The 21,390-nt window shown below is 35.3% G+C and carries 22 protein-coding genes; 12 read left to right on the top strand and 10 right to left on the bottom strand.

The features are described 5' to 3' along the window. Positions 1 to 125: 125 nt before the first annotated feature. A complete protein-coding gene (locus TYM08_RS08020) occupies positions 126 to 566 on the bottom strand; it encodes a DUF2147 domain-containing protein (protein ID WP_422382452.1) in 441 nt (146 codons plus the stop codon). 78 nt (positions 567 to 644) lie between these two features. After that, complete coding sequence (locus TYM08_RS08025; RefSeq protein ID WP_422382453.1) at positions 645 to 1,580, bottom strand: NAD-dependent epimerase/dehydratase family protein; 936 nt, start codon at positions 1,578 to 1,580, stop codon at positions 645 to 647. A 90-nt stretch (positions 1,581 to 1,670) separates the two neighbouring features. Between TYM08_RS08025 and TYM08_RS08030 the strand changes: the two genes are divergently transcribed. The 4 genes from TYM08_RS08030 (at position 1,671) to TYM08_RS08045 (ending at position 5,356) form a co-directional block, all read left to right on the top strand. After that, positions 1,671 to 2,591, top strand: a complete 921-nt coding sequence (locus TYM08_RS08030) for a LysR family transcriptional regulator (RefSeq protein ID WP_422382454.1) — start codon at positions 1,671 to 1,673, stop codon at positions 2,589 to 2,591. Between the two features lies 1 nt (position 2,592). Beyond that, entirely contained in the window at positions 2,593 to 3,246 is a 654-nt protein-coding gene (locus tag TYM08_RS08035) for an SOS response-associated peptidase family protein (RefSeq protein WP_422382455.1), read from the top strand. 342 nt (positions 3,247 to 3,588) lie between these two features. Then, the gene (locus tag TYM08_RS08040; protein ID WP_422382456.1) at positions 3,589 to 4,389 is read left to right on the top strand and encodes a hypothetical protein; all 801 of its coding nucleotides are present in this window, start codon (positions 3,589 to 3,591) and stop codon (positions 4,387 to 4,389) included. A gap of 70 nt (positions 4,390 to 4,459) precedes the next feature. Continuing rightward, positions 4,460 to 5,356 carry a mechanosensitive ion channel family protein gene (locus TYM08_RS08045; protein WP_422382457.1) on the top strand — a complete coding sequence of 299 codons (897 nt, stop codon included), beginning with the start codon at positions 4,460 to 4,462 and terminating at the stop codon, positions 5,354 to 5,356. Between the two features lie 160 nt (positions 5,357 to 5,516). Here TYM08_RS08045 and TYM08_RS08050 read toward each other — a convergent pair whose 3' ends face one another. Next, positions 5,517 to 6,365 (bottom strand): LysR family transcriptional regulator, encoded by an 849-nt coding sequence (locus TYM08_RS08050; RefSeq protein ID WP_422382458.1) that lies wholly within the window; start codon positions 6,363 to 6,365, stop codon positions 5,517 to 5,519. Positions 6,366 to 6,523: 158 nt separating this feature from the next. On the opposite strand from TYM08_RS08050, the gene rimK reads away from it, so the two are divergent. The 6 genes from rimK to TYM08_RS08080 all read left to right on the top strand — a co-directional run bounded on the left by rimK (position 6,524) and on the right by TYM08_RS08080 (position 11,155). Next, positions 6,524 to 7,435, top strand: coding sequence for a 30S ribosomal protein S6--L-glutamate ligase (rimK, locus tag TYM08_RS08055; protein WP_422382459.1), 912 nt, complete (start codon positions 6,524 to 6,526; stop codon positions 7,433 to 7,435). A gap of 58 nt (positions 7,436 to 7,493) precedes the next feature. After that, positions 7,494 to 8,522, top strand: coding sequence for a succinylglutamate desuccinylase/aspartoacylase family protein (locus TYM08_RS08060; protein ID WP_422382460.1), 1,029 nt, complete (start codon positions 7,494 to 7,496; stop codon positions 8,520 to 8,522). A gap of 70 nt (positions 8,523 to 8,592) precedes the next feature. Then, positions 8,593 to 9,042 (top strand): ATP-dependent zinc protease family protein, encoded by a 450-nt coding sequence (locus TYM08_RS08065; RefSeq protein ID WP_422382461.1) that lies wholly within the window; start codon positions 8,593 to 8,595, stop codon positions 9,040 to 9,042. A gap of 162 nt (positions 9,043 to 9,204) precedes the next feature. Further along, positions 9,205 to 9,945 carry a sterol desaturase family protein gene (locus tag TYM08_RS08070; protein WP_422382462.1) on the top strand — a complete coding sequence of 247 codons (741 nt, stop codon included), beginning with the start codon at positions 9,205 to 9,207 and terminating at the stop codon, positions 9,943 to 9,945. 193 nt (positions 9,946 to 10,138) lie between these two features. Then, positions 10,139 to 10,507 (top strand): MerR family transcriptional regulator, encoded by a 369-nt coding sequence (locus TYM08_RS08075; RefSeq protein ID WP_422382463.1) that lies wholly within the window; start codon positions 10,139 to 10,141, stop codon positions 10,505 to 10,507. Between the two features lie 66 nt (positions 10,508 to 10,573). Then, positions 10,574 to 11,155 carry an NAD(P)H-dependent oxidoreductase gene (locus TYM08_RS08080; protein ID WP_422382464.1) on the top strand — a complete coding sequence of 194 codons (582 nt, stop codon included), beginning with the start codon at positions 10,574 to 10,576 and terminating at the stop codon, positions 11,153 to 11,155. 48 nt (positions 11,156 to 11,203) lie between these two features. Here TYM08_RS08080 and TYM08_RS08085 read toward each other — a convergent pair whose 3' ends face one another. From TYM08_RS08085 to TYM08_RS08115, 7 genes are all read right to left on the bottom strand, one after another. Next, entirely contained in the window at positions 11,204 to 11,527 is a 324-nt protein-coding gene (locus TYM08_RS08085) for a Bor/Iss family lipoprotein (RefSeq protein ID WP_422382465.1), read from the bottom strand. A 13-nt stretch (positions 11,528 to 11,540) separates the two neighbouring features. After that, positions 11,541 to 11,828: a Bor family protein gene (locus tag TYM08_RS08090; RefSeq protein WP_422382466.1), complete on the bottom strand. Its 288-nt coding sequence runs from the start codon at positions 11,826 to 11,828 to the stop codon at positions 11,541 to 11,543. Positions 11,829 to 11,951: 123 nt separating this feature from the next. Next, positions 11,952 to 13,385: an Asp-tRNA(Asn)/Glu-tRNA(Gln) amidotransferase subunit GatB gene (gene gatB, locus TYM08_RS08095; protein WP_422382467.1), complete on the bottom strand. Its 1,434-nt coding sequence runs from the start codon at positions 13,383 to 13,385 to the stop codon at positions 11,952 to 11,954. Between the two features lie 12 nt (positions 13,386 to 13,397). Next, a complete protein-coding gene (gene gatA, locus TYM08_RS08100) occupies positions 13,398 to 14,849 on the bottom strand; it encodes an Asp-tRNA(Asn)/Glu-tRNA(Gln) amidotransferase subunit GatA (RefSeq protein WP_422382468.1) in 1,452 nt (483 codons plus the stop codon). Positions 14,850 to 14,864: 15 nt separating this feature from the next. Continuing rightward, positions 14,865 to 15,152, bottom strand: coding sequence for an Asp-tRNA(Asn)/Glu-tRNA(Gln) amidotransferase subunit GatC (gene gatC / locus TYM08_RS08105; protein WP_422382469.1), 288 nt, complete (start codon positions 15,150 to 15,152; stop codon positions 14,865 to 14,867). A gap of 210 nt (positions 15,153 to 15,362) precedes the next feature. Further along, positions 15,363 to 16,940, bottom strand: a complete 1,578-nt coding sequence (locus TYM08_RS08110) for a 4Fe-4S binding protein (protein WP_422382470.1) — start codon at positions 16,938 to 16,940, stop codon at positions 15,363 to 15,365. A 14-nt stretch (positions 16,941 to 16,954) separates the two neighbouring features. After that, positions 16,955 to 18,451, bottom strand: coding sequence for a 2Fe-2S iron-sulfur cluster-binding protein (locus TYM08_RS08115; RefSeq protein ID WP_422382471.1), 1,497 nt, complete (start codon positions 18,449 to 18,451; stop codon positions 16,955 to 16,957). A 317-nt stretch (positions 18,452 to 18,768) separates the two neighbouring features. On the opposite strand from TYM08_RS08115, the gene TYM08_RS08120 reads away from it, so the two are divergent. Together TYM08_RS08120 and TYM08_RS08125 are read left to right on the top strand one after the other, a co-directional pair. After that, on the top strand, positions 18,769 to 20,019 hold the full coding sequence (locus TYM08_RS08120; RefSeq protein ID WP_422382472.1) for a GGDEF domain-containing protein: 1,251 nt from the start codon (positions 18,769 to 18,771) through the stop codon (positions 20,017 to 20,019). Then, positions 20,020 to 21,351 (top strand): GGDEF domain-containing protein, encoded by a 1,332-nt coding sequence (locus TYM08_RS08125; RefSeq protein WP_422382473.1) that lies wholly within the window; start codon positions 20,020 to 20,022, stop codon positions 21,349 to 21,351. The last annotated feature ends 39 nt before the right edge of the window (positions 21,352 to 21,390 follow it).

Raw genomic sequence — 21,390 nt, forward strand, 5'->3', positions numbered from 1 at the left:
TTCTTAAATTATTTTTTATGCAATAAGTTGCATGAAAGTCAAGGAATACTTAAGGATTTTAGAGCAATGATTTACATTCTTCTATGAATAATTAAACTAAATTAAACATATGGGGTACAAAGTTTTTAATTTGTGGTTTTTGTATCAACTACGCGATGCCATACTTGAGTTCTACCTAATAATGCGAACCCAATAAAGCCTCTTACTTTTAATTCGTTGTCGTTTTCAAGTTCCATCACTAACGAATAAAGTTTGCCATTGCCAGGGTCTAATATTTCACCTTTTTTGTATTTTGATCCATATTTTTTAGCATCAAAAATAATTTGCATTCCCAATATTGGTTGATCTTTTTGAACACCTTCACAAGCAGTGCAAATTGGATTTTCTTCTTTTGGGTCTAATAGTTCAATGATTTTGCCTTGATACTTTTTACCGTCAAACCAAACTTCAATTAACGACTTTGCTTCACCTGTTTCATCGTCAATGGTTTTCCACGTGCCTTCAATGCCTTGGGCAAATAATTGACCACTTAATACAAGTAAAAATATTGCGAGTAGCGTTTTCATAGTTCACCTTTTTTGGAGCGTTAAAATAAGACTAATTATAGTCAGTTAAAATAGATGTGCGTAGTTTAATGGATTCCATTATTTTTCATAGGATATTAATTGTGATTCTACTAAAACTTGTGTAAATACGGTTTTGGTGCAGGGCCTGCCAAGTTGTTTGCTTAATTTATTATCATTAATGCGCATGTCAGTATTAAATAAATATCGGGTGACATCCAAATACTTCATTTTACGAATAAATAACGACATGATCTTTATGATTCCCCACGGAAATTTTGCCATTTTCACGCTTAATGGCGTGTGCTGTTCGATATTTTGTTTCATGTCATTAAATGAAAGGTGGTGTCCTGCAAAGCAAAATTCTTCAAAGTCATTCAAGTTTGTTTCTAATACATCGGCGGTATCCTTGGCCAAATCAGGCAAAAAGGCATAGGAAGTTGGGCTATCAGGATTTCCAGTTGCGCTAATAGTAATCTGTTGTTTGGATTGTTTTACTAAAAACCTTAACCAGCTGCTAGGTGCCTGTGCACCAATGTAATTTCCTGCTCGCATGATTAATACATTCAAACCGTTTTTGCTGGCTTGTTTAATTTGTGATTCCATTTCAATGCGCACATCTGCTAAAAAATGCAGAGACTGTTGTGGGGTTTGCTCATTAATTTGGCTATGTTGAATTGGATTGTAAGGGTATATGTTAGCTGGAAAAACAAATCGTGCTTTTGATCCTTCACACGCTTTTAACGTAGCGCTTAAATATTGAATAGCTTTGGTTTGCCAGTCGGCATAAGGCACATTTACCCCGTAAACAATAATGTCATGTGCCTGACAATTGGATTTTAAACAGGTCTTATCTAATAAATCCCCTTCAACAAAACTTAAATGTGTGTGCTGATATAAGTCACGTTGCTTGCTGTTACGAATGAGCGCCGTCACTTTATACCCTTTTGCTAATAATGCTTGAGTCATGGCAAAACCAAATGAGCCGCTAAACCCTAATACAAATGCTGTTTTCATAATATTCTCTTTTTATTTGGTAGATGTAAGCAGTATGGTTGGTTTATTATTGTATGAGAATAGAAGTAATTCTTTATCAGGTATACAAATATGAATAGCGATATTAACTGGCAGTGGCTTCAATTGTTTTTAGTAGTGGCAAAACAGGGGAGTTTTTCTAAGACGGCTAATGTGTTGAATTTGTCACAACCCACAGTGAGTAGGCAGATTCAACAACTTGAAAAGCAGGTGGGTAAACTGCTGTTTCATCGCACACCAAGCGGGTTAACCCTAACGAATGACGCGCAACATTTATTTGAAAAAGCATTGATTATGCAAGATGCTCATGATGCCGTATTGCGTTCATTAAACGGGCAAGACGAAACCTTAATGGGCTCGATTCGTATTAGTGTCAATGAAGTGATGGGATTTTATGCCCTGCCGCCGATTATTGCTGCGTTTTCAAAATTGTACCCTTCCATAGAAGTGGAGTTGGTGGTGACTAATCAATCAAGTAGCTTAAATAAACGAGAAGCAGACATTGCTTTAAGAATGTATCAACCGGTGCAACCGGATTTAATCGCGCAAAAAATCACGGATTTAGCGTTATGCGCATATGCTTCCCAAGACTATATTGATGTAAACGGCACGCCAAATGATATTGCTGACTTAGTTCGTCATCATAAATTAATAGGTTTTGATAAAGACCTACAAATGATCAATGGATTCAAAGATGTTGGCGTGCACGTCACACAGTCAGATTTTAACTTTCGTTGTGATCATTTGTTATTGCAAGTACAGCTTCTTAAACAGGGTTGTGGTGTTGGGGTGACCCACAAAACGTTAGGTGAAAAATATGGGTTGGTTGCTTTGTTTGACGGTATGGAAATAGGGCAGTTGCCACTTTGGGTGGTGTGTCATCAAGAGGTAAAATTTAATAAAAAAATACGGGTGTTTAAAGACTTTTTAACTCAAAGTCTAAAGCGCGATCCTTATTCTTTTAATTTTAATCATGATATAGAAGCGATTTAATATGTGTGGGTATTTTGCAAATATAGACTTAACTCCTGAGATTATTGAGGTGTCGAATCAGCTTGGCTTAACGCTTCCTAATGAAACTCAAAGAGCGTATCAAAGGCAAAATTTTAACGCGCTGGTGACAAAATCTGGCAGCATTTCGCAAAGCTCTGCGATGTGGTGGTATGCTTTAAAATCCTCAGATAACGGATTTGTTGTAGATGAGCGAATTACCAGTTTTAATGCACGAGATTTAACGAAACCTTTATGGTCTGAAGCGTTTAAATTACGTCGGGGATTGGTGTTTGCTAGTGAGTTGGGTGAGAGTCAAGGTAAACAACAGTATCTGATGCAATCAAAAACAGGCTTTGCTCTGGGTTGTATCTATAAAGACTGGATACAGGTGGATGGCAGTGTGACTCGATCATTTGCAGTGATTACTCGCCCACCTCACAAAAGATATAGTGAATATCATTCTAAATCTACGCCGTTATTTTTGCCATTAGATGCAGATGTGTTAACTCGCTGGCTTGATCCCGCACCGCTGTATACCGATTTAAATCAATACGTTGAACAGGCAGTATTAACTACAGATTTTGATGTGTATCCAGTTAAAACCTATCGCTCACCAGACAGTCTTTTGCCACCATTTGAATTACTGCGGGATTAAAATCACAAAATCTTACATTGAGGCTAGTACAAAGTGTAAAACCTCTGTGTGCTGATTATCAAATTTGCACGGATCTGCGTTTAAAAATAATCATTTACCCTGGTGAATTCGCATTTTTCCGTCTTGTTCTGTATAAATTTGATCGCTACTTATAGGTAGCTTATTAGAGCAATGCAGCGCATATTGCAGATCGCAATTTGAACAGTTAAGGAATATGCTGAATAAATACAGTGAATCAAATACTCAGCTCAAATAATATAGCAATTGCATTGTCTTATCGTTTGATATTTAATCTTGGTTTAAGCTTTTTGAACTTATCTAAAAGCGCTAAGTGAGAAATAAATGATCAAGCAAACAGACGACAGTCATTCAAATTGGTGGGAGCAAAATACCTTAGAAATTGGTGAAATGTGTCAAATTCAACTGGGTGATATTTGTTTAAAGCTTTCACGTCATCTTAATGAGTGGCATTGTTCCTACGACTATAGTGAATCCGAAAGCGATATTAAATTTTGTAAAATGCAATTTGAACAATCACAAATGGAGTCGAATCTTAAGCGTTTAGCCAATGTTGCCACACATGGTACATTTATGATCAAACCGATGGTTTCTGATAAGCCATTTGTGATTCAACCCACTTCGCCAATTCATTTGTTTGCTAATGAAAGCACAACTATTTACATGAGTTCAATTATTTGGCTGCAAATTTGTATTGGCGAATCCTTACAGGAGTGGTTCAGTGTACCCGTGCAAATCCCAATGGAGACTTGGGTGGGGGAAAACACAATGGTGGGTGAACTATGTTACGCCAGTAAAACCGCAGGTAGATTGCAATTAGAACTTCTGCCAAAGCGTGTGTTTCGTGTGATCACACCTGTGACAATCATAAATAAAGGCACGGATATATTGTTAATTGATAAAATTAATTTACCGTTACCTTATTTATCTGTTTTTTCAGATCAATTTGACAATTTTTGGACGGAATCAATTAGCATTACACGAAATGTGAATCTACAAGCTGCAAAACTTGAAATTGAAAATTATAAAAAATCCGACACTCAACAATTAGTTCTTGTAACTAGTCCAAGAAAATCACAACAAAGTAATCAATTCATTAAAACGGTACATCAATTATTTGGTTAATTAAAAGGCAAAGTATTGCTTATTAAATTAAAAAAATAGATTTTTACACTATTACTTAAATGAGAATAAAATGAACGAACCTTCAATGTTAACTGATAATTTGGCAAATGTGATTGGCTGGAGCAATTGGTTAAGAGCTTTTATATATATTGCCGTTGGCTATGTGTCTGGAAAATACATCAGCAAAGCCATTGAAAAAATATTGTCCCCTCATATGGGGATGCACCATAAAACGTTAATCGTTCGAATCGTATTTTATACATTACTTATTTTATTTTCAGTGTCGGCATTACGTGAATTTGGATTTAAACTGAGTGTGCTTTTAGGAGCAGCAGGTTTACTTACGGTGGCGTTAGGATTTGCGTCGCAAACTTCGGCCTCTAATTTTATAAGTGGCCTGTTTTTATTAGGGGAACGCCCATTCAGTATCGGTGATATTATTTTAGTTGATAATGTAAGAGGGGAGATCATCACAATTGATTTGTTGTCTATTAAACTTCGAACATTTGATAATCTATTTGTTAGGATCCCAAATGAAACCATTATTAAATCCACAGTGACCAATCTCAGTCGATTTCCAATACGCCGTGCAGATATTAAAGTCGGTATTGCTTATGGGGAAAGCACACAAAAAGCCCGTAAAATTTTATTAGAATTAGCAGAGAAAAATCCGTTATGTTTAAATAATCCTGCGCCATTTTGCATTGTGACGGACTTTGGTGCCTCATCAGTGGATTTACAATTATCAGTTTGGACAGATCGATTAAAGTTCCTTCAATTTAAAAACGATATTATGGAAAATATAAAAGATGCTTTTGATTCAAATGGCATTGAAATACCATTTCCTCATACCAGTTTGTATGCGGGCAGTAAATCCGCTCCCATTCAAATTCAATTGGTTGAAGCAGTAGAGACAGAAAATCCATTTATGCAAGATAAAGTAAAAGAAAATCAAGCTAACAAGTGAAAATTCATTAATTATTGTGCAATGAAATTAGTCAGAATGGGTAATTTCATTAGTTTGATCAAAAAAATTGATTAAACTGAATAAAATAATCGATTAATTTTATTAAAATCTGATAATTCAATTAGCAGTTTCATGTTATTAATATAAGGCGTATGCAACATTAAGCCCTTACATAAGGAAATAACTGAATAGCCTGTTCAATAACTTCGGCTTTCTGGCTTTTAGCTAAATAATTGGCATAAATATCCCTTGAATACACAGGGGCATTTTCAACAATATGCAGTTTGTTTTTTCGCACATGTTCAAACGTCATTTGTCTAGGTAAATACGCACTGCCGCCTACTTCTAATATAAAATTCAAGGCGACAATAGGTTGATTCATAGAATGTTTTGCCCCGGGCGCATCTTGAAAATCACGTAAATACTGTGAGTTTACAGACTCTCCATACTCGACCATGATAAAATTATTTAAATCTTTTACGTTGTCTATGTCATTGATTTCTGTTGAAACTAGGTGCAGTGCAACCGTACCAATTTTTTGGGTAATCAAGTCTTTAACGTAGATAGGTTCGAATAAAAATGCGATATCAACCACTCGATTAAGTAGGCTTTTTCTTAATTCAAAAGGGCTGTAAGTGGTTGTTAATAAGCTGCAATCATCCATATTACGATGGATTTTCTGTAACCAATCCTGTAATGAAATATCCCAAATGGACATGATTGAACCCACTACTAATTGCATGGAATGAGATTGGGCAATGCCTACATCTTGTTTGGTTTTTTGCCACATAAAAATTAATTCATTGGCATGTTTAATAAGTCGGTGACCTTCTGCGGTAAGTTTTAAATGTTTTTGACTTCTATCAAACAGGGATACTCCTAAATCATCTTCAAGCAATTTAATTCTGGCACTCACTGCTGATTGGGTGATGAATAAAGATTCTGCTGCTAGGCGAAAGTGGAGTGTGCGACTGACTTCTAAAAATGTTTTTAATAACTCAACTTTCATAAAAAGTTCTCTTTAATTAATATGTTTGATCAAAAAAATTGATCAAACAGTATAAAATATTTAATTTTATTGTCCAGTGAATAGGTATTATACTGAGTTTCATTAATATAAGGCGCTGCATTAAGTCGTGTCATTGTTCACATTCGGAATTTAATCCTATGAAAATTGCAATTTTATCAAGAAACCCAAATTTATACTCAACTCGTCGATTAAAAGAAGCGGGTGAAGCCCAAGGTCATGAAGTTGAAATCATTGATACTTTGCATTGTTATATGGACATTACAAGTAGTCGTCCTACGGTTCGTTATCACGGTAAAGAACTGCCAACTTACGATGCAATCATTCCAAGAATTGGTGCATCAGTCACGTTTTACGGCACTGCAGTCGCGCGTCAATTCGAAATGATGGGAACATTCAATGTAAATGAATCCGTCGCAATTAGCCGTTCACGCGATAAATTACGTTCATTACAATTATTGTCACGCAAAGGCATTGGCTTGCCACGTACGGGTTTTGCAAGCAAGGCAGACAACATTAAAGATTTAATTAAAAACGTGGGTGGCGCGCCATTAGTAATTAAATTATTAGAAGGCACTCAAGGTATTGGTGTGGTATTAGCAGACACTGCAAAAGCGGCTGAAAGTATTATTGAAGCATTTATGGGTTTAAAAGCGAATATTTTAGTTCAAGAATACATTAAAGAATCAGGCGGTGCGGATATTCGTTGTTTAGTGATTGGCGATAAAGTAGTTGCTGCAATGAAACGTCAAGGTGCTGAAGGCGAATTCAGATCAAACCTTCATCGTGGTGGTTCTGCTGAAGTGGTTAAGCTTTCTAAACAAGAAAGAGAAACGGCTGTTAATGCAGCAAAAGCGATGGGTTTGGGTGTGTGTGGCGTGGATTTATTGCAATCAGTGAATGGTCCGATGGTTATGGAGGTGAATTCTTCACCTGGCTTAGAAGGCATTGAAAAAGCGACAGGTAAAAATATTGCGGGAATGGTATTTGATTTTATTGAGAAAAAAGTAAATTCAAATGCTACTAGCAATAAAACACGCGGTAATGGCTAATAACATTGAAATCCATTAATAGTCGTTTTAAAAAGTTAGAAATTAAAAAGGTAAGAACATGACTGTACTTCGAATTGGTGAATTTGAAATATATCCAGGTGAACAGCGTCAAATAGAATTGCCCGTTGCAAAATTATATACCGATGCGGATGTGTCACTGCCTGTATATATTATTCGAGCGAAAAAACCAGGGCCGACTATTTTTATCAGTGCAGCCGTGCACGGCGATGAATTAAATGGCATTGAAATTATTCGTCGATTAATTGGGCAAAAGAACTTTAAAATCATACGAGGTACCGTCATAGCAGTGCCGATGGTAAATGTATATGGCGTGGTGAATCAATCTCGTTATATGCCTGATCGAAGAGATTTAAACCGTTGTTTTCCAGGCTCCGCAAAAGGCTCATTAGCCGGTCGTGTTGCGCATATTTTTCTAAATGAAATTGTTAAGCATTGCGACTATGGTATTGATTTACATACAGGTGCTATCCATCGATCCAATTTGCCCCAAATTCGTGCAAATATTAATGATGATGAAACCCAAATATTAGCAAAAGCATTTGGAGTGTCGGTGATTTTAAATTCCGATGTGGTGGATGGTTCATTACGTGAAGCTGCTGTTAAAAATGATACTAAAGTTTTGTTATATGAGGCTGGTGAAGCGTTACGTTTTGATGAGTTTTCAATTCGTTCTGGTATAAAAGGGATCGAAAACGTATTAAAACATTTGGGATTAATGCGTAAAACAGCAAGCAAAAAGAAATTACGTGAACCTTATATTGCTCGAAGTAGTGGTTGGCATCGAGCAAATGCAAGTGGTATTGTGAATAATAAAGTAAACCTTGGTGATCAAATTACAAAAGGCGACGTGCTTGCTGAAATTGGATCCCCTTATGGTGAAGTGATTGGCGAAGTTGTCGCAACACGTTCTGGTATATTAATTGGAAGGCAAAATATTCCGTTAGTTCAGGAAGGCGAAGCGATGTTTCATATTGCTTATTTTACTGAAGATGATGAAGAAATTGCCGAGCATATTGAAATTGCACAGGATACTTTGTTACCTGAAAGCGAATCTATAATAATTTAAATACAAAATAACTGTTCAATTAATGGATATGTTTTTAATTGAACAGTTAGAATATTTTTAAGGGAAACTTATGAATACAGAAAATAAAATTATCATCGGTCGACTGGAGTCAATTGATTTACCATTACTTAAAATTAAAGATTTGCAAGTAAGGGTGGATACTGGCGCAAAAACTTCATCAATTCATGCTGACAATATTGTAAAAATTATCAAAGATGGAAAAAAATGTGTGTCATTTGATATCCATCCTGATATTCATAATGTGAATAAATTGATTTCATGTGTGGCACCAATTAGTGATATTCGTAAAATAAAATCTTCAAATGGTGAGTCAGAGCAACGTTATGTAATTAAAACGCCAGTGACGTTAGGTGCTCAAAAATGGGAAATAGAAATTACCTTGACTAACCGCGCAGATATGAATTATTTAATGCTATTTGGGCGTGAAGCATTAGGCACTCAATTTTTAGTGGATGCCTCTGAAGTATTTTTACAATCCACAGGCGATGCAGCAGAGTAAGTAAATACCTGTGATGCGTTTTATTAAGGCCTTTAAATTTTATTTAAGGGCCTTTTTTGTGTTCGGGATTTCATTTTTGAGAAATTAAACTGGTCCACTAGACTGGTGTAAGCTGTGGACGTATAGTTCAATCAATATTAATTTAAAACTAAGTGAGAAAAAATGGAGCTTTTGACATTAACAATTGTGGCATTGACATTAATGATTGTCTTTACTTTGGAAGTGATTGCGCCAGCCTCTAAAAATCACTGCGATCGTCGTTGGATGATTTTGTCTGGTGTTATTACTGCTTTTCAATCGGTATTCACAATTGGTTCTGGAATCGTGTTTGCGCAAACATTTAAAGCCATTTCCTTATTTCATTTTAATAACTTTCACATGTTTATTCAGGGGGTGCTAGGATTTTTACTCACCAGTTTCGTGGCATATTGGTGGCATCGTGCTATGCATAAATTTGATGTGTTATGGCGCGTATTTCATCAGTTGCATCATAGTCCAAGTAGAATTGAATCCTTAACTTCATTCTATTTGCATCCATTTGATGGTATTGCCGCTACTTTATTAAATGCACTGTGCTGTTACCTTGTTTTAGGAGTAAATGCCTATGGGGCTGCTGTGAGTTTAATCATTGCGGCTGTTTATAATATTTACATTCATTCAGATTTAAAAACACCATTTTGGATTGGGTTTATATTACAACGTCCAGAAATGCATCGAGTGCATCATAAGCGAATGCATCATTCTCAAAATTATGGATTAGCAATTTGGGATGGTATGTTTGGTACTTTTTTGAATCCGAAAGAATATATTCAAGAAGTTGGATTTGATCAACAAAGAGAGCATCGAATTTATGACATGCTTAAAATGAAAGACGTTTATAAAACCAAAATGAAAACTAAATGAAAAACTAAAGGAGAGTAATTTTCAGATGCCACAGCGAACTTTGATCGAATAGATATAATGCGTTATTGTGCAGAACAAATCCATAATGTTTATCTTGCTAGTTCAAATCGGGAGTTTTGTGTGGTTCAATCAACAGTTGAATCGTTTCAATTAATTGTAACTAGTTTTTGTGATCACAAAGGTTGATTTTAATATGTATATCGGCGACGTCAGTAAATTAACCGGTTTGACTGTAAAAACGATACGGTTTTATGAACAAAAAAAGTTGATATCTATCCCTGAAAGAAAAGGACGATATCGAATTTACAATCAAAAAATAATTGATCAATTATTTTTGATAATTAAAGCAAAGTCTTTAGGATTTACATTAAATCAATTTTTTGAAATTCAGAAATTATCTAGTTCAAAAAATATGTTGCAAGATAGTGATTCAATAGACTGGTCTGTTGTATTTGAATATTTAGAAAATATGCAGTTAACAAAAAAACATACAATTTTAAAAATAGAAAACGAAATTAATGAAATTGAAACAATGAAATTGGAAATCAAAGAGTGTTTTTAATTTAATTTGACTCTCCCCGTTAGGGGAGGCTCTATTATAAAATGAATTTATAATAGAGTAGAAAAAATGCCTAATTCACAACCAATCACATTACTGATCAATGCTAATCCAAAATCAACCAGCTTTTGTCATGCAATCATTAAAACCATACACGCGCAACTGATTTTAAAAGATGAAGTTGTTCATCTTTATGAATTAAATGATTTGAGTTTTAATGTGGATTTGCCTGAAGGTTACGCTAAAGCTTTGACATTAGAGGCGGACTTAATTCGCTTTACTCAATCTTTACAAAATGCATCCAATATTATTATAGTGACACCGGTTTGGTGGGGTGGTTTGCCTGCAAAATTCAAAGGATTAATTGATCGAGTGTTTGTTCCTGGTGTTGCTTTTCGTTTTGAGAAAAACAAGTCTTTACCCATTCAATTGTTAAAAGGTAAAACGGCTCAGTTAATTTTTACTTTAGATACACCTGTGTTTTATTTTAAATTTTGGCAAAAAGCGCCAGCGGTAAATGAACTTGAAAAGACGATTCTTAATTTTTGTGGAGTGAAGGTAACTAAAAAAATATATTTTTCACCTCTTGTTAAATCGAATGCTGCCGATCGTAATAAATGGTTGAAAAAAGTAGGGGAGATATTTAAATGAATAAAAAAACCAGCCTAGGCTGGTTTTATAAATAAATTATATTAACGTTTATTCAGCACTGACAGATGCACAAGAAATTTCAGTGTTGTTCATTGACCATGAACCTGGAATTCTAATTGCCGAGGTAAGAATAGAATTTAACAATGCAGTTCCGAACTTTGTTTCTACTTTAACTGATGACCACTCTTTATTGTCACCACATGTGCCTTTTAAATCTAAAGGAGCTGAAACTTCAACTAAAGCAAATACTGCATGATGATGTATACTTTTTTTAACGACATGACCAGTTTTATTGCCGTTATCGAAATAAATAGTTGAGCAGCTTGAACTAATAAGGATAGTTGCTAATAAACCTAATTTTAAAATATTCATATAATTTCTCCTATTAACACCAAACTTCAACGGTTTTTGGTGTATAAATTCCTATAGTTAAGCCAGCCAAGAGACCATTTACGAATGAGGTTTTTGCTCTCATTTGTTTTGGAGCTACGTTTCCACAAATTGATACAACATCAATATGGCGTTCACCTAACGGTCCACCAAAATAGAAAGGTACAGTTGCTTTGTAAGTAGCAGGACCGCTTACTTCAACAGGAGAGGGTTTGATTGTTACGTTTGAACAGCTAACTGTTGTTGCTATTATTATCGTTCCAATTAAAAGTTTTAGTTTCATTTTTTATTCCTATATTAAAAAAACGTGAATATATATTAAATTGAGATAAATCTCAATTTGATATTATCGATAAAAATATGACACTTATATAAAGTGGATGTGAGCTATAAGTGTCGTATTTTTTTAACCTTGCAGTTTAGACTTCAATAATCCATTAACCTGACCCGGATTCGCTTGACCTTTTGATGCTTTCATCACTTGACCTACGAAGAAACCGAAAAGCTGTTCTTTACCGCCACGGTATTGTTCAACTTGGCCTGGGTTGTTAGCAATTACGTCATCAATTAATGCTTCAATTGCACCAGAATCCGTAACTTGTTTTAAGCCACGTTTTTCAATGATTTCATCAGTGGTGCCTTCACCTTCCCACAATCCTTCAAATACGGTTTTCGCCATTTTAGATGAAATGGTATTGTCTTTGATGCGGTTGATCATGGCTGCTAAATCATCAGAAGATACTGGGCTGTTTTCAATGTCTATTAAGTTTTTGTTTAACAAACTTGCAAGATCACCCATGATCCAGTTGGTTGATAATTTTGGCTCAGATGTGATTTTGGCAACTGCTTCAAAATAATGGGCCATTTCTTTGGTTGCGGTTAATACAGACGCGTCGTATTTGCTTAATGAATATTCATCCATAAAACGCGCTTGTTTTGCCTCTGGTAATTCAGGCAAAGTTGCACGAATCGCTTCAACGTATTCTGTTGTAATCACAACGGGCAATAAATCGGGTTCTGGGAAATAACGATAATCGTTTGCTACTTCTTTTGAGCGCATTGGACGAGTTTCATTTTTCTCTGAATCATACAAACGTGTTTCTTGTGTGATTGTGCCGCCGTTTTCTAATATTTCAGCTTGGCGTTCCACTTCTACTGCAATCGCTTTTTCTACAAAACGAAATGAGTTTAAGTTTTTAAGCTCAGTACGTGTCCCGAATTCTTCTTGACCTTCTGGGCGTAAAGAGATGTTTACATCACAACGCATTGAACCTTCAGCCATGTTACCGTCAGAAATTTCTAGGTAAGTGATGATTGAGTGAATTTTTTTCAAATACGCAACGGCTTCTTTTGCGTTACGCATATCTGGCTCAGATACGATTTCTAACAATGTTGTAGAACAACGGTTTAAATCGATACCGGTTTGACCAGGGAATTCATTGTGTAATGATTTACCTGCATCTTCTTCTAAATGCGCGCGGGTCACACCAATTTTTTTGGTGCTGCCGTCGTCTAACATCACTTCTACTTCACCGATGCCCACAATTGGGTAATCCATCTGTGTGATTTGGTAGCCTTTCGGGCAATCTGGGTAGAAGTAGTTCTTACGATCAAATACAGAGGTATAGCCAATTTCTGAATCGACGGCTAAGCCGAACATGACGGCTTTGCGAAGGGCGTCTTCGTTAAATACGGGTAACGCACCAGGCATTGCCATGTCAACGATTGACGCTTGTGTGTTCGGTGCAGCACCAAATTTAATGCTAGAACCTGAAAAGATTTTTGTGTTGGTTAAAAGCTGTGCGTGGATTTCTAATCCAATGACGATTTCCCATTTCATATTAAATCCTCCTTATGCTTTCGCTGGCGTAAGTGTGTGCCAGTTAGTTGCTAGTTGATATTTATGCGCAAGATTTAATAACTTCGCTTCGTCAAAATAATTACCGACAATCTGTAAACCCACTGGTAATCCGTTTGCCATACCTGCTGGTACTGACATGCCTGGAAGACCGGCTAAGTTTAATGACACTGTGTAAATGTCTTCTAGATAGGCAGAAACTGGATCTGAGTTTTTGTCACCAATATTCCAAGGAGAATTCGGTGTCGTTGGACCCATAATGACGTCCACTTCTTTAAACGCGTTTTCGTAATCGTTTTTAATTAAGCGACGTAATTGCTGTGCTTTGCGGTAATATGCATCGTAAAATCCAGCAGAAAGTGCGTAAGTGCCCACCATAATACGGCGTTTCACTTCTTCACCAAACCCTTCTTGGCGAGTACGGCAGAACAAATCGTCTACGTCTTTTGGATCTTCACAACGGTAACCGTAACGTACGCCATCGTAGCGAGAAAGGTTCGTTGATGCTTCAGCAGGCGCGATGATGTAGTAAGCAGGAATCGCTTCAGCGGTGCGAGGTAAAGAAATTTCTTTTACGATCGCGCCTTGTTTTTCAAATTCTTTAACGGCTAATTCAATCGCTTTTGCAATTTCAGGATCTAAACCTTCACCAAAGTATTCTTTTGGTAAACCGATTCTTAATCCTTTGATGTCGTTATTTAAAGTGGCGGTGTAATCCGGCACTTCTTTATCTAAACAGGTTGAATCTTTAGGATCAAAACTCGCCATCACGTTCATCATTAATGCCGCGTCTTCAGCGGTTTTTGTCATTGGACCGCCTTGGTCTAATGATGATCCATAAGCAATCATGCCCCAACGAGATACACGACCATAAGTCGGTTTTAAACCCGTTAAACCACAAAATGATGCAGGTTGACGAATCGATCCGCCCGTATCTGTACCGGTTGCAGCAGGTGCTAATTGAGCAGCAACGACAGCTGCTGATCCACCAGAAGAACCGCCTGGTACTTTGTTTAAGTCCCAAGGATTTTTAGTTGGGCCGTAATAACTAGACTCTGTTGATGAACCCATCGCGAATTCATCTAAGTTCGTTTTACCTAAAGTAACGGTGCCCGCTGCGTTGAAATTTTCAACAACGGTAGAGTTATAAGGCGCTTTGAAGTTGTCCAGCATTTTTGAGCCACAAGAAGTACGAACGCCTTGAGTACAAAAAATATCTTTGTGAGCAATCGGTACACCAGTTAAAGGTGCTGCGTTGCCCGCTTTAATACGCGCATCGGCTGCTTTTGCTTGCTCTAGTGCTAATTCTTCAGTCACGGTGATGTAACCGTTAATGGCTGGATCTTCTTTTTTAATTTTTTCTAAGTAGGCGGTAGTTAACTCAACAGAAGAAAACTCACCTTTCGCTAACGAATCTGAAAGCGACTTTAAGGTTTTATCAAACATTTTGATTCCTAATGGTTATTCAACAACTTTCGGTACTAAGAACAAGCCAGCTTCAGAAGAAGGGGCGTTGGATAGTAGGTTTTCGCGATCGTTTTTCTCTGTAATCACATCTGCACGTAAACGCTGTGTCGCATCAAGCGGATTGGCTAACGGCTCGATGCCATCGGTATTCACAGATTGTAATTGATCCACTAAGGATAAGATTTTGTTTAAACTTTCTAGGTTCTTTGGCAAATCTTCTTCAGAAACCCCAACACGGGCAAGATATGCAATGTTTTTCACTTCATCTATTGTCAGACTCATGATCACTCCTACAGGTAAATTGTGGGCGGTATTGTACCTATAACTTCATGTAATTAAAACGTTCTTTATGCAGTGGGGCAGTTGATTTGAAAAGGTGAGATCTGGTGAATAATATTTAGCGCTTTAAAGTGAAGAGGGGAATCTAAAATTTTTAAAAACACCAAGTTTATAACACTTTTAAACTTGGTGTTTTTAGGGTTTTTGGTGTTTTTAAATGTTATGAGTTGTAATATTATTTGAAATCAAATCGTTTAAAAATGCTTCATGTTGTTTTTGCGAAATATGCAGTTTTGTTTTTAAATCATCAATGATCATTAAACCTTGTTCTGTTTTTAAATCCCCTCGATAAAAGGCGTCACTTAATGCTTCTTTGTAAATAGTACTTGATTCGCTTTTGCTTATTTTAGGCATGATGCGCGCTAAGGCATAAATTTCGTGGTGAGACAAATCCACAACGGATCGATTTTCTAGTACTTCATTCCAATTTATAGGAGATCGCTTGATGTTATTGCGTAATGTGTTACCAACAGACTCGATTTTATATTCTTGTGCCGTACGTTTAAATGATTTAACGAGCCAAATTGTACTGAAAGCAATGAGTGAAAAATCGATTATGTAAGTTAAATAAAAGGGCAGCGAGTTTAAATTAGAGCGACCGCTAAAAATATAAAAGACATTAAAGGTAATAAAAACACTGATATTAAATGCAGCATGTAAATATTCTTTTTCACTTAATGGACTGCCTGCTTTTAATCGAAGGTTTTGATAATGGTTTTGCAGGGTACGCCCAATGATATTTGTCAATAAAATACACAATGCAATCACACCCGGAGCAGCAATAATTTTAGGGATTTTGATGATCTGATTGTTAATAAACAATCCTGGATTTAATAATGATTGTATTTGATTGATATCTTTTACTGGCTGACCGGTAAATACATACTCCCAGTTGCCAGAATATAAAAAATAATAAAGATAAAACCCAATTACCAGACCAGGAAACCCAAAATAAAAGAATTTACGTCCGTTTTCGGTGATTTCAGACCAGTAATTTTTTTCTAAGTCAATATCGGGGCAGTCTGTTTTACATGCAACGCAATTACTTTTATTGTCTGATGTTCTGCACATAGATTGAGTGATGTTGGAGTTAGAAAAGTGTGCCTTTTGTTCTAAAAGACCGCTTGTTCCTGAATAAAATTTTTGGACAGGTCCCATTGGGCAAATATAATGGCACCAAGTTTTACCGGAAAATAAATATCCCATAATTAATGCGGAAATGATTAAAGTAGAAAAAATCACCAATAATCCAATCGGATCAGCATTATAAAATAAAATGCGTCCCGTCACTGCTGAAAAAAGTATAAAAAATTGCAAATACCAGTAATTTTTGGCCAGCCAAGAATTTTTGTTAACTTCTAGTTTTGATCGGGTGATTTCACCATCTTTTGAAATGATTTTTTTCGAAAATTGAATATTAAGCTTTCTAGGTATTTGCATGATTGCTGATAAAGGACATATTCTTCTCCAAGTGCTGTGTCCAAATAATAATAATGAAACTGGTATCAATGGGATGATGATTGTCCAAAATATTTTATTAAATAACGAAAAAGGTTCAATATTTATTGGCTGACCTTGAAATAGGACTGAGCTTTCAATTGTAATAATTTCATTTGCTGATTGATTTAAACTCAATGCATCATTTAATAGCATTGTTGCAATAAAGGCCCAACCTAAAACCATGCCCCATCTTATTACGCTTATTTTTCTTTCTGAAATTTGACTAATCATTTTTAATTCCTTTTTTAAACTTCTAATTCAACATCTTCAACACTGGTGTGACAACAAGCTAATACAGTATCTTGACTGTCTACTTTTTTTCCGCTTTTAAGTGAGATTACCTTTCCCGATACAACTTTCACTTTACATGAGCCACATGCCCCTGCTCTGCATGCATTAGGGATGGAAACTCCAGCTGATTCTGCACATTCTAATAAGGATTGTGGGCTGGTTATGTTTGCAACGATATCCGAAATATTAAAAATAATTTTGGATAAAGTGGATTCTCCATTAAACGTGATTTCAGTATTGCCGCCAAAGCTTTCATAAAAATAATTATCAAAATTGAAGTTTAAGGATTTCAAAACCGCTTCGATTGAATCTTTGAACTTATCGGGGCCACATAAATAGATATGCCTGTCATGTAGATCAATAGCTGCTTGTTGTAGTAATTCTGCATTCAATCTCCCAGTCATGCCTTTCCAAGATTTTCGACATTGCCCAGTTAATGAATAATGAAATTTCAAAAGCGGCATTTTTTTACTATAAAAATTAATTTCGTCTTTAAATACAATGTCTTTTTCTGTACGGCAACTATTTAAAAAAATAATATCCATATTTCTATTAATATCATATAAAGAACGGAGCATTGACATTACCGGAGTAATGCCACTACCAGCACTGATGAACAAGGCTTTTTTAGTGATTGAATGATTAAATATAAATTCCCCTGCCGCTTTTTTAGCGTTGAGTTTTGAGCCTTGGTGGATGTGACTTTTCATCCAATTGGAAACCAGTCCACCTTCAATAGACTTAATGGTGACTTCTAAAATGTCTGGACGAGTAGGGGTTGATGAAATGGTGTAGGAGCGACTTACTTTTTTTGAATCAATCATTAAATTAAAAGTAATGAATTGACCTGCTTGATAATCAAATAGTCGATTATTGATTTCTTTGAAACGAAATGTATGAATGTCATTGGTTTCTTGATTGACACCAATGCATATTAAATCAATGGATTCAGCAGAACAAAATCGGTCAGATGATATTTGTCTTTCAATTTGAGAGGGTTCATTTTTACGTGTGTCACTTTGAAATATTAATGTTTCATTAATTAATGTCTCAATAACTATGATTGCATTAGCCTCAGAAGTGCTGATTGTATTAATGCCAAAAATTCCCCCATCTGTTTTAGCAATTGCTTCGCAAATTAGTAGTAAATCATCTTTGATATTTTGACAATCAGAAATTGGATATTGAAACTTGATTTTTTCCAATAGTATTCGAATATCTAAAGAGTTTAATTTAAAACTTCCATCTTGATATTGCTTCCATACGGTTTTGAATATCTGAGAACTTAAATTGACGTGTTCGATTAAGTAACGGCTTTTACACCAACTGGTTTTGTCTATTAAGCGGTGAAATGTTTCTATTTCTTTAGGAGATATGTCGTCATCGGCTCCTGCTATCCATAAAAATAAGTAAATTGGGAGGCGCGCAAGTTGTTCATTATTATTATTCATTATTAATCCTTAAGATAATGCTTGGATGCTCAGTAATGTGCAATAAAATGTAAAAAAATGCAACAAGGTTCTCAATTTTTATCATGATAGAAATGAATGCAAAACAATGATTGTTTGTAAAAAAGCATGAATTTATGTCGAGTTACCTGTAAATATGGAAAAATTTAATTAATTTCAAAAATTGACCAAAAGCTGTGTATCCTCTAACGTTAAAGGAAGCTTCGTAATTCTATTAATACATTTAGGTCAAATTAATGCAGCAAAATGCAGTACCTATAAAGACGATTTTATTCATAATGAGTACGGTGCTGATATTAATGTCAGCCACGATCTCAGCACTTAATAATTATGAAAAATACTCCTATGAAACGACCACCATAAATGTGGCGGACAATTGGGTGAAAGTCTATTCGGATTCAATTTCTCAGGGTAATAGTTGGTCTAAAAAAGTTGAAGAGGGGGCGAGTCAAGGGTTTGATTGTGAAATTAAAAAAGGAGACCCACACCCATATTGCATAATGCTGAATTGGATTACCCCTAGTGAATTTCAAGGGTTAAATTTAAGTTTGTATAAGTATATGACTATTCATGGAACTTATGATTCGCCCAGTATGAATGATTTTTTAAGAGTCAGCTTGAGGCAATTTGATTTGGGTTATACCCAAATGAATAAAGTACATACCTATAAATATAACTTGATTGAAATTCAGCGTAAAAACTTTAAAGATGAAATCAGGATCGATTTAAGTGATCTGAGTGTGCCTTTTTGGTGGATGTCGATGATGAAAGGACAAAAAGTCGATAGTTTCGTTGCTATTAACAATGTACCTTTAATAGAAGTTTCCACAGGAACACATGCCACAATTGGTGAACATAAACTTCGGATATCGTCATTTGATTTTGATCGTGAAGTGGTGCCAATTACCAAGGTTTATGAGTATATATTGCTTGTTTGGGGCTGTTTTATCTTTTTAATTTTAATGATTGTTTCAATATATTTTGCCATTTTACTTCGAACGAAAGTCGATAATGAAAAGAATTTAATTCAAATCAATACTGCGTTATCTCTACGTTCAGCAGAGCTTGAAATTTTTAATAAAACCGATGAATTAACAGGTGTACTTAATCGAGCTGGTATGCAAAATAAGATGATGGATTGCATGAGCCAAGATGTATTGCCTCTTACCGTTGTGATGGTGGATCTGGATCATTTTAAAAAAATAAATGACCGTTATGGCCATCAAACAGGGGATGTGGTTTTGGCTAATTTAGGTGAATTATTAAATAAATTCATAAAAAATGATGAAAGCGTTTCTCGTTTTGGGGGGGAAGAATTTATGATATTAATGCCAAATCAAACATTTGAAATGGTGAAAGAAAGAATTGAAGCATTACGAGTCGAAATTGAAACTTATGATATGCCAATTGATAAGCCCGTTACGGCAAGTTTTGGGGTAGCAACTTCTATCTATAGAATTGAATTTAAACAATTGATTGAAAAAGCTGATAACGCATTATATGTTGCAAAAAATAATGGCCGAAATTGTATTAAGCATGAAGGGGACTAGATGCCTAAATTATTCAATTTAATAAATGCCCTTGTACTTATTCCAATTATATTGTTTGTATGTTTGTTGGGGTCGGTATTTTTAGTTGTTTTTTATCCATACTATTCAATTGATAGAATGTATATAGAAGTAAACGAATCAAACACCATTGCAGCAATTGAAATTGGCAGTGAAGGATTTACAGTCATTAATAAAATGGCAAGTGATCAATTTTCAGGTTTTGATTGTCAGATTTTAGATGAAAAGTCTGATCCTACCTGTCGACTTGAAATATGGATAACAGAAAATAAAACTAAGGGGATAGATTTATCCAAATTTGAAGAAATGACGGTTTTTGGTAATTTTATTTCACCCACCTCTGAAGATTTCTTAAGGGTAAGTCTTCGAAATTATGAGGTAAATGTTAATAAATTAAATGAAGACCCTGACACGTTTTATAAATTTAATTTAGTCGAATTATTAAAAACAGAATTAGGGCCTCCGATTCATTTGGAGCTTAATCGATTGATTGTGCCAAATTGGTGGCTTACAAAGGTGAGGGATGAAGACGTTAAAAGCTCAGTTGATTTAACTAATGTGCCAATGATTGAAATTTCAACGGGTTCTCATCCGTCTGTTGGCTCATTTAGTTTAAGAGTGTCGGCGATTGAATTAAAGCGAAGTATATTCACAATTGAACAACTTTATGAATATTTACTTTTATTTTGGGCGGCAATTTTAATCTTATCTTTTTTAATAATTTCACTGTTTTTAGGGTTTAGAATTTGGCGAACCAATAAAAATGAAAAGATACTTATTGAAATTAATGATTCATTATCTGAAAGAACTGAAAATCTAGAATTAATTAACAAAACTGATGAATTAACCAGGGTGTTAAACCGAAACGGAATGAAGCAACAAATGATGTTGTGTCTAACCAATAATTGGTTTCCGTTGACTGCTGTGATGGTGGATATAGATTTTTTTAAAAAAATTAATGATAAATTCGGTCATCAAAAAGGGGATGTTGTTTTGATGAATTTGGGGAGGATATTAATGGATTTTACGCATGATTATGAAAGTGTGTCACGTTTTGGTGGAGAAGAGTTCATTATTTTGATGCCAAATAAAAATAAAGCTCATTTTGAGCATAGATTGGAAAAACTGAGAAGAAATATTGAAAGTTTTGATATGGGTCTAGGATATCCTGTTACGGCGAGTATTGGGGTGGCAACTGCAAACAGTAAATCTGAATTTAAAGATGTAGTTGAGCATGCTGATCAAGCATTGTATCAAGCTAAAAATAATGGTCGCAATTGCGTGAGGTATTTTCAAAAAAGCAAAATGAATTAAGATCTAAACTAAATAGTGTATTTTACTTTATTGAAATCA

Origin of the sequence: Marinicellulosiphila megalodicopiae, assembly GCF_045862395.1 — a bacterium.
GTDB classification, from domain to species: Bacteria; Pseudomonadota; Gammaproteobacteria; order Pseudomonadales; family Natronospirillaceae; genus Marinicellulosiphila; species Marinicellulosiphila megalodicopiae.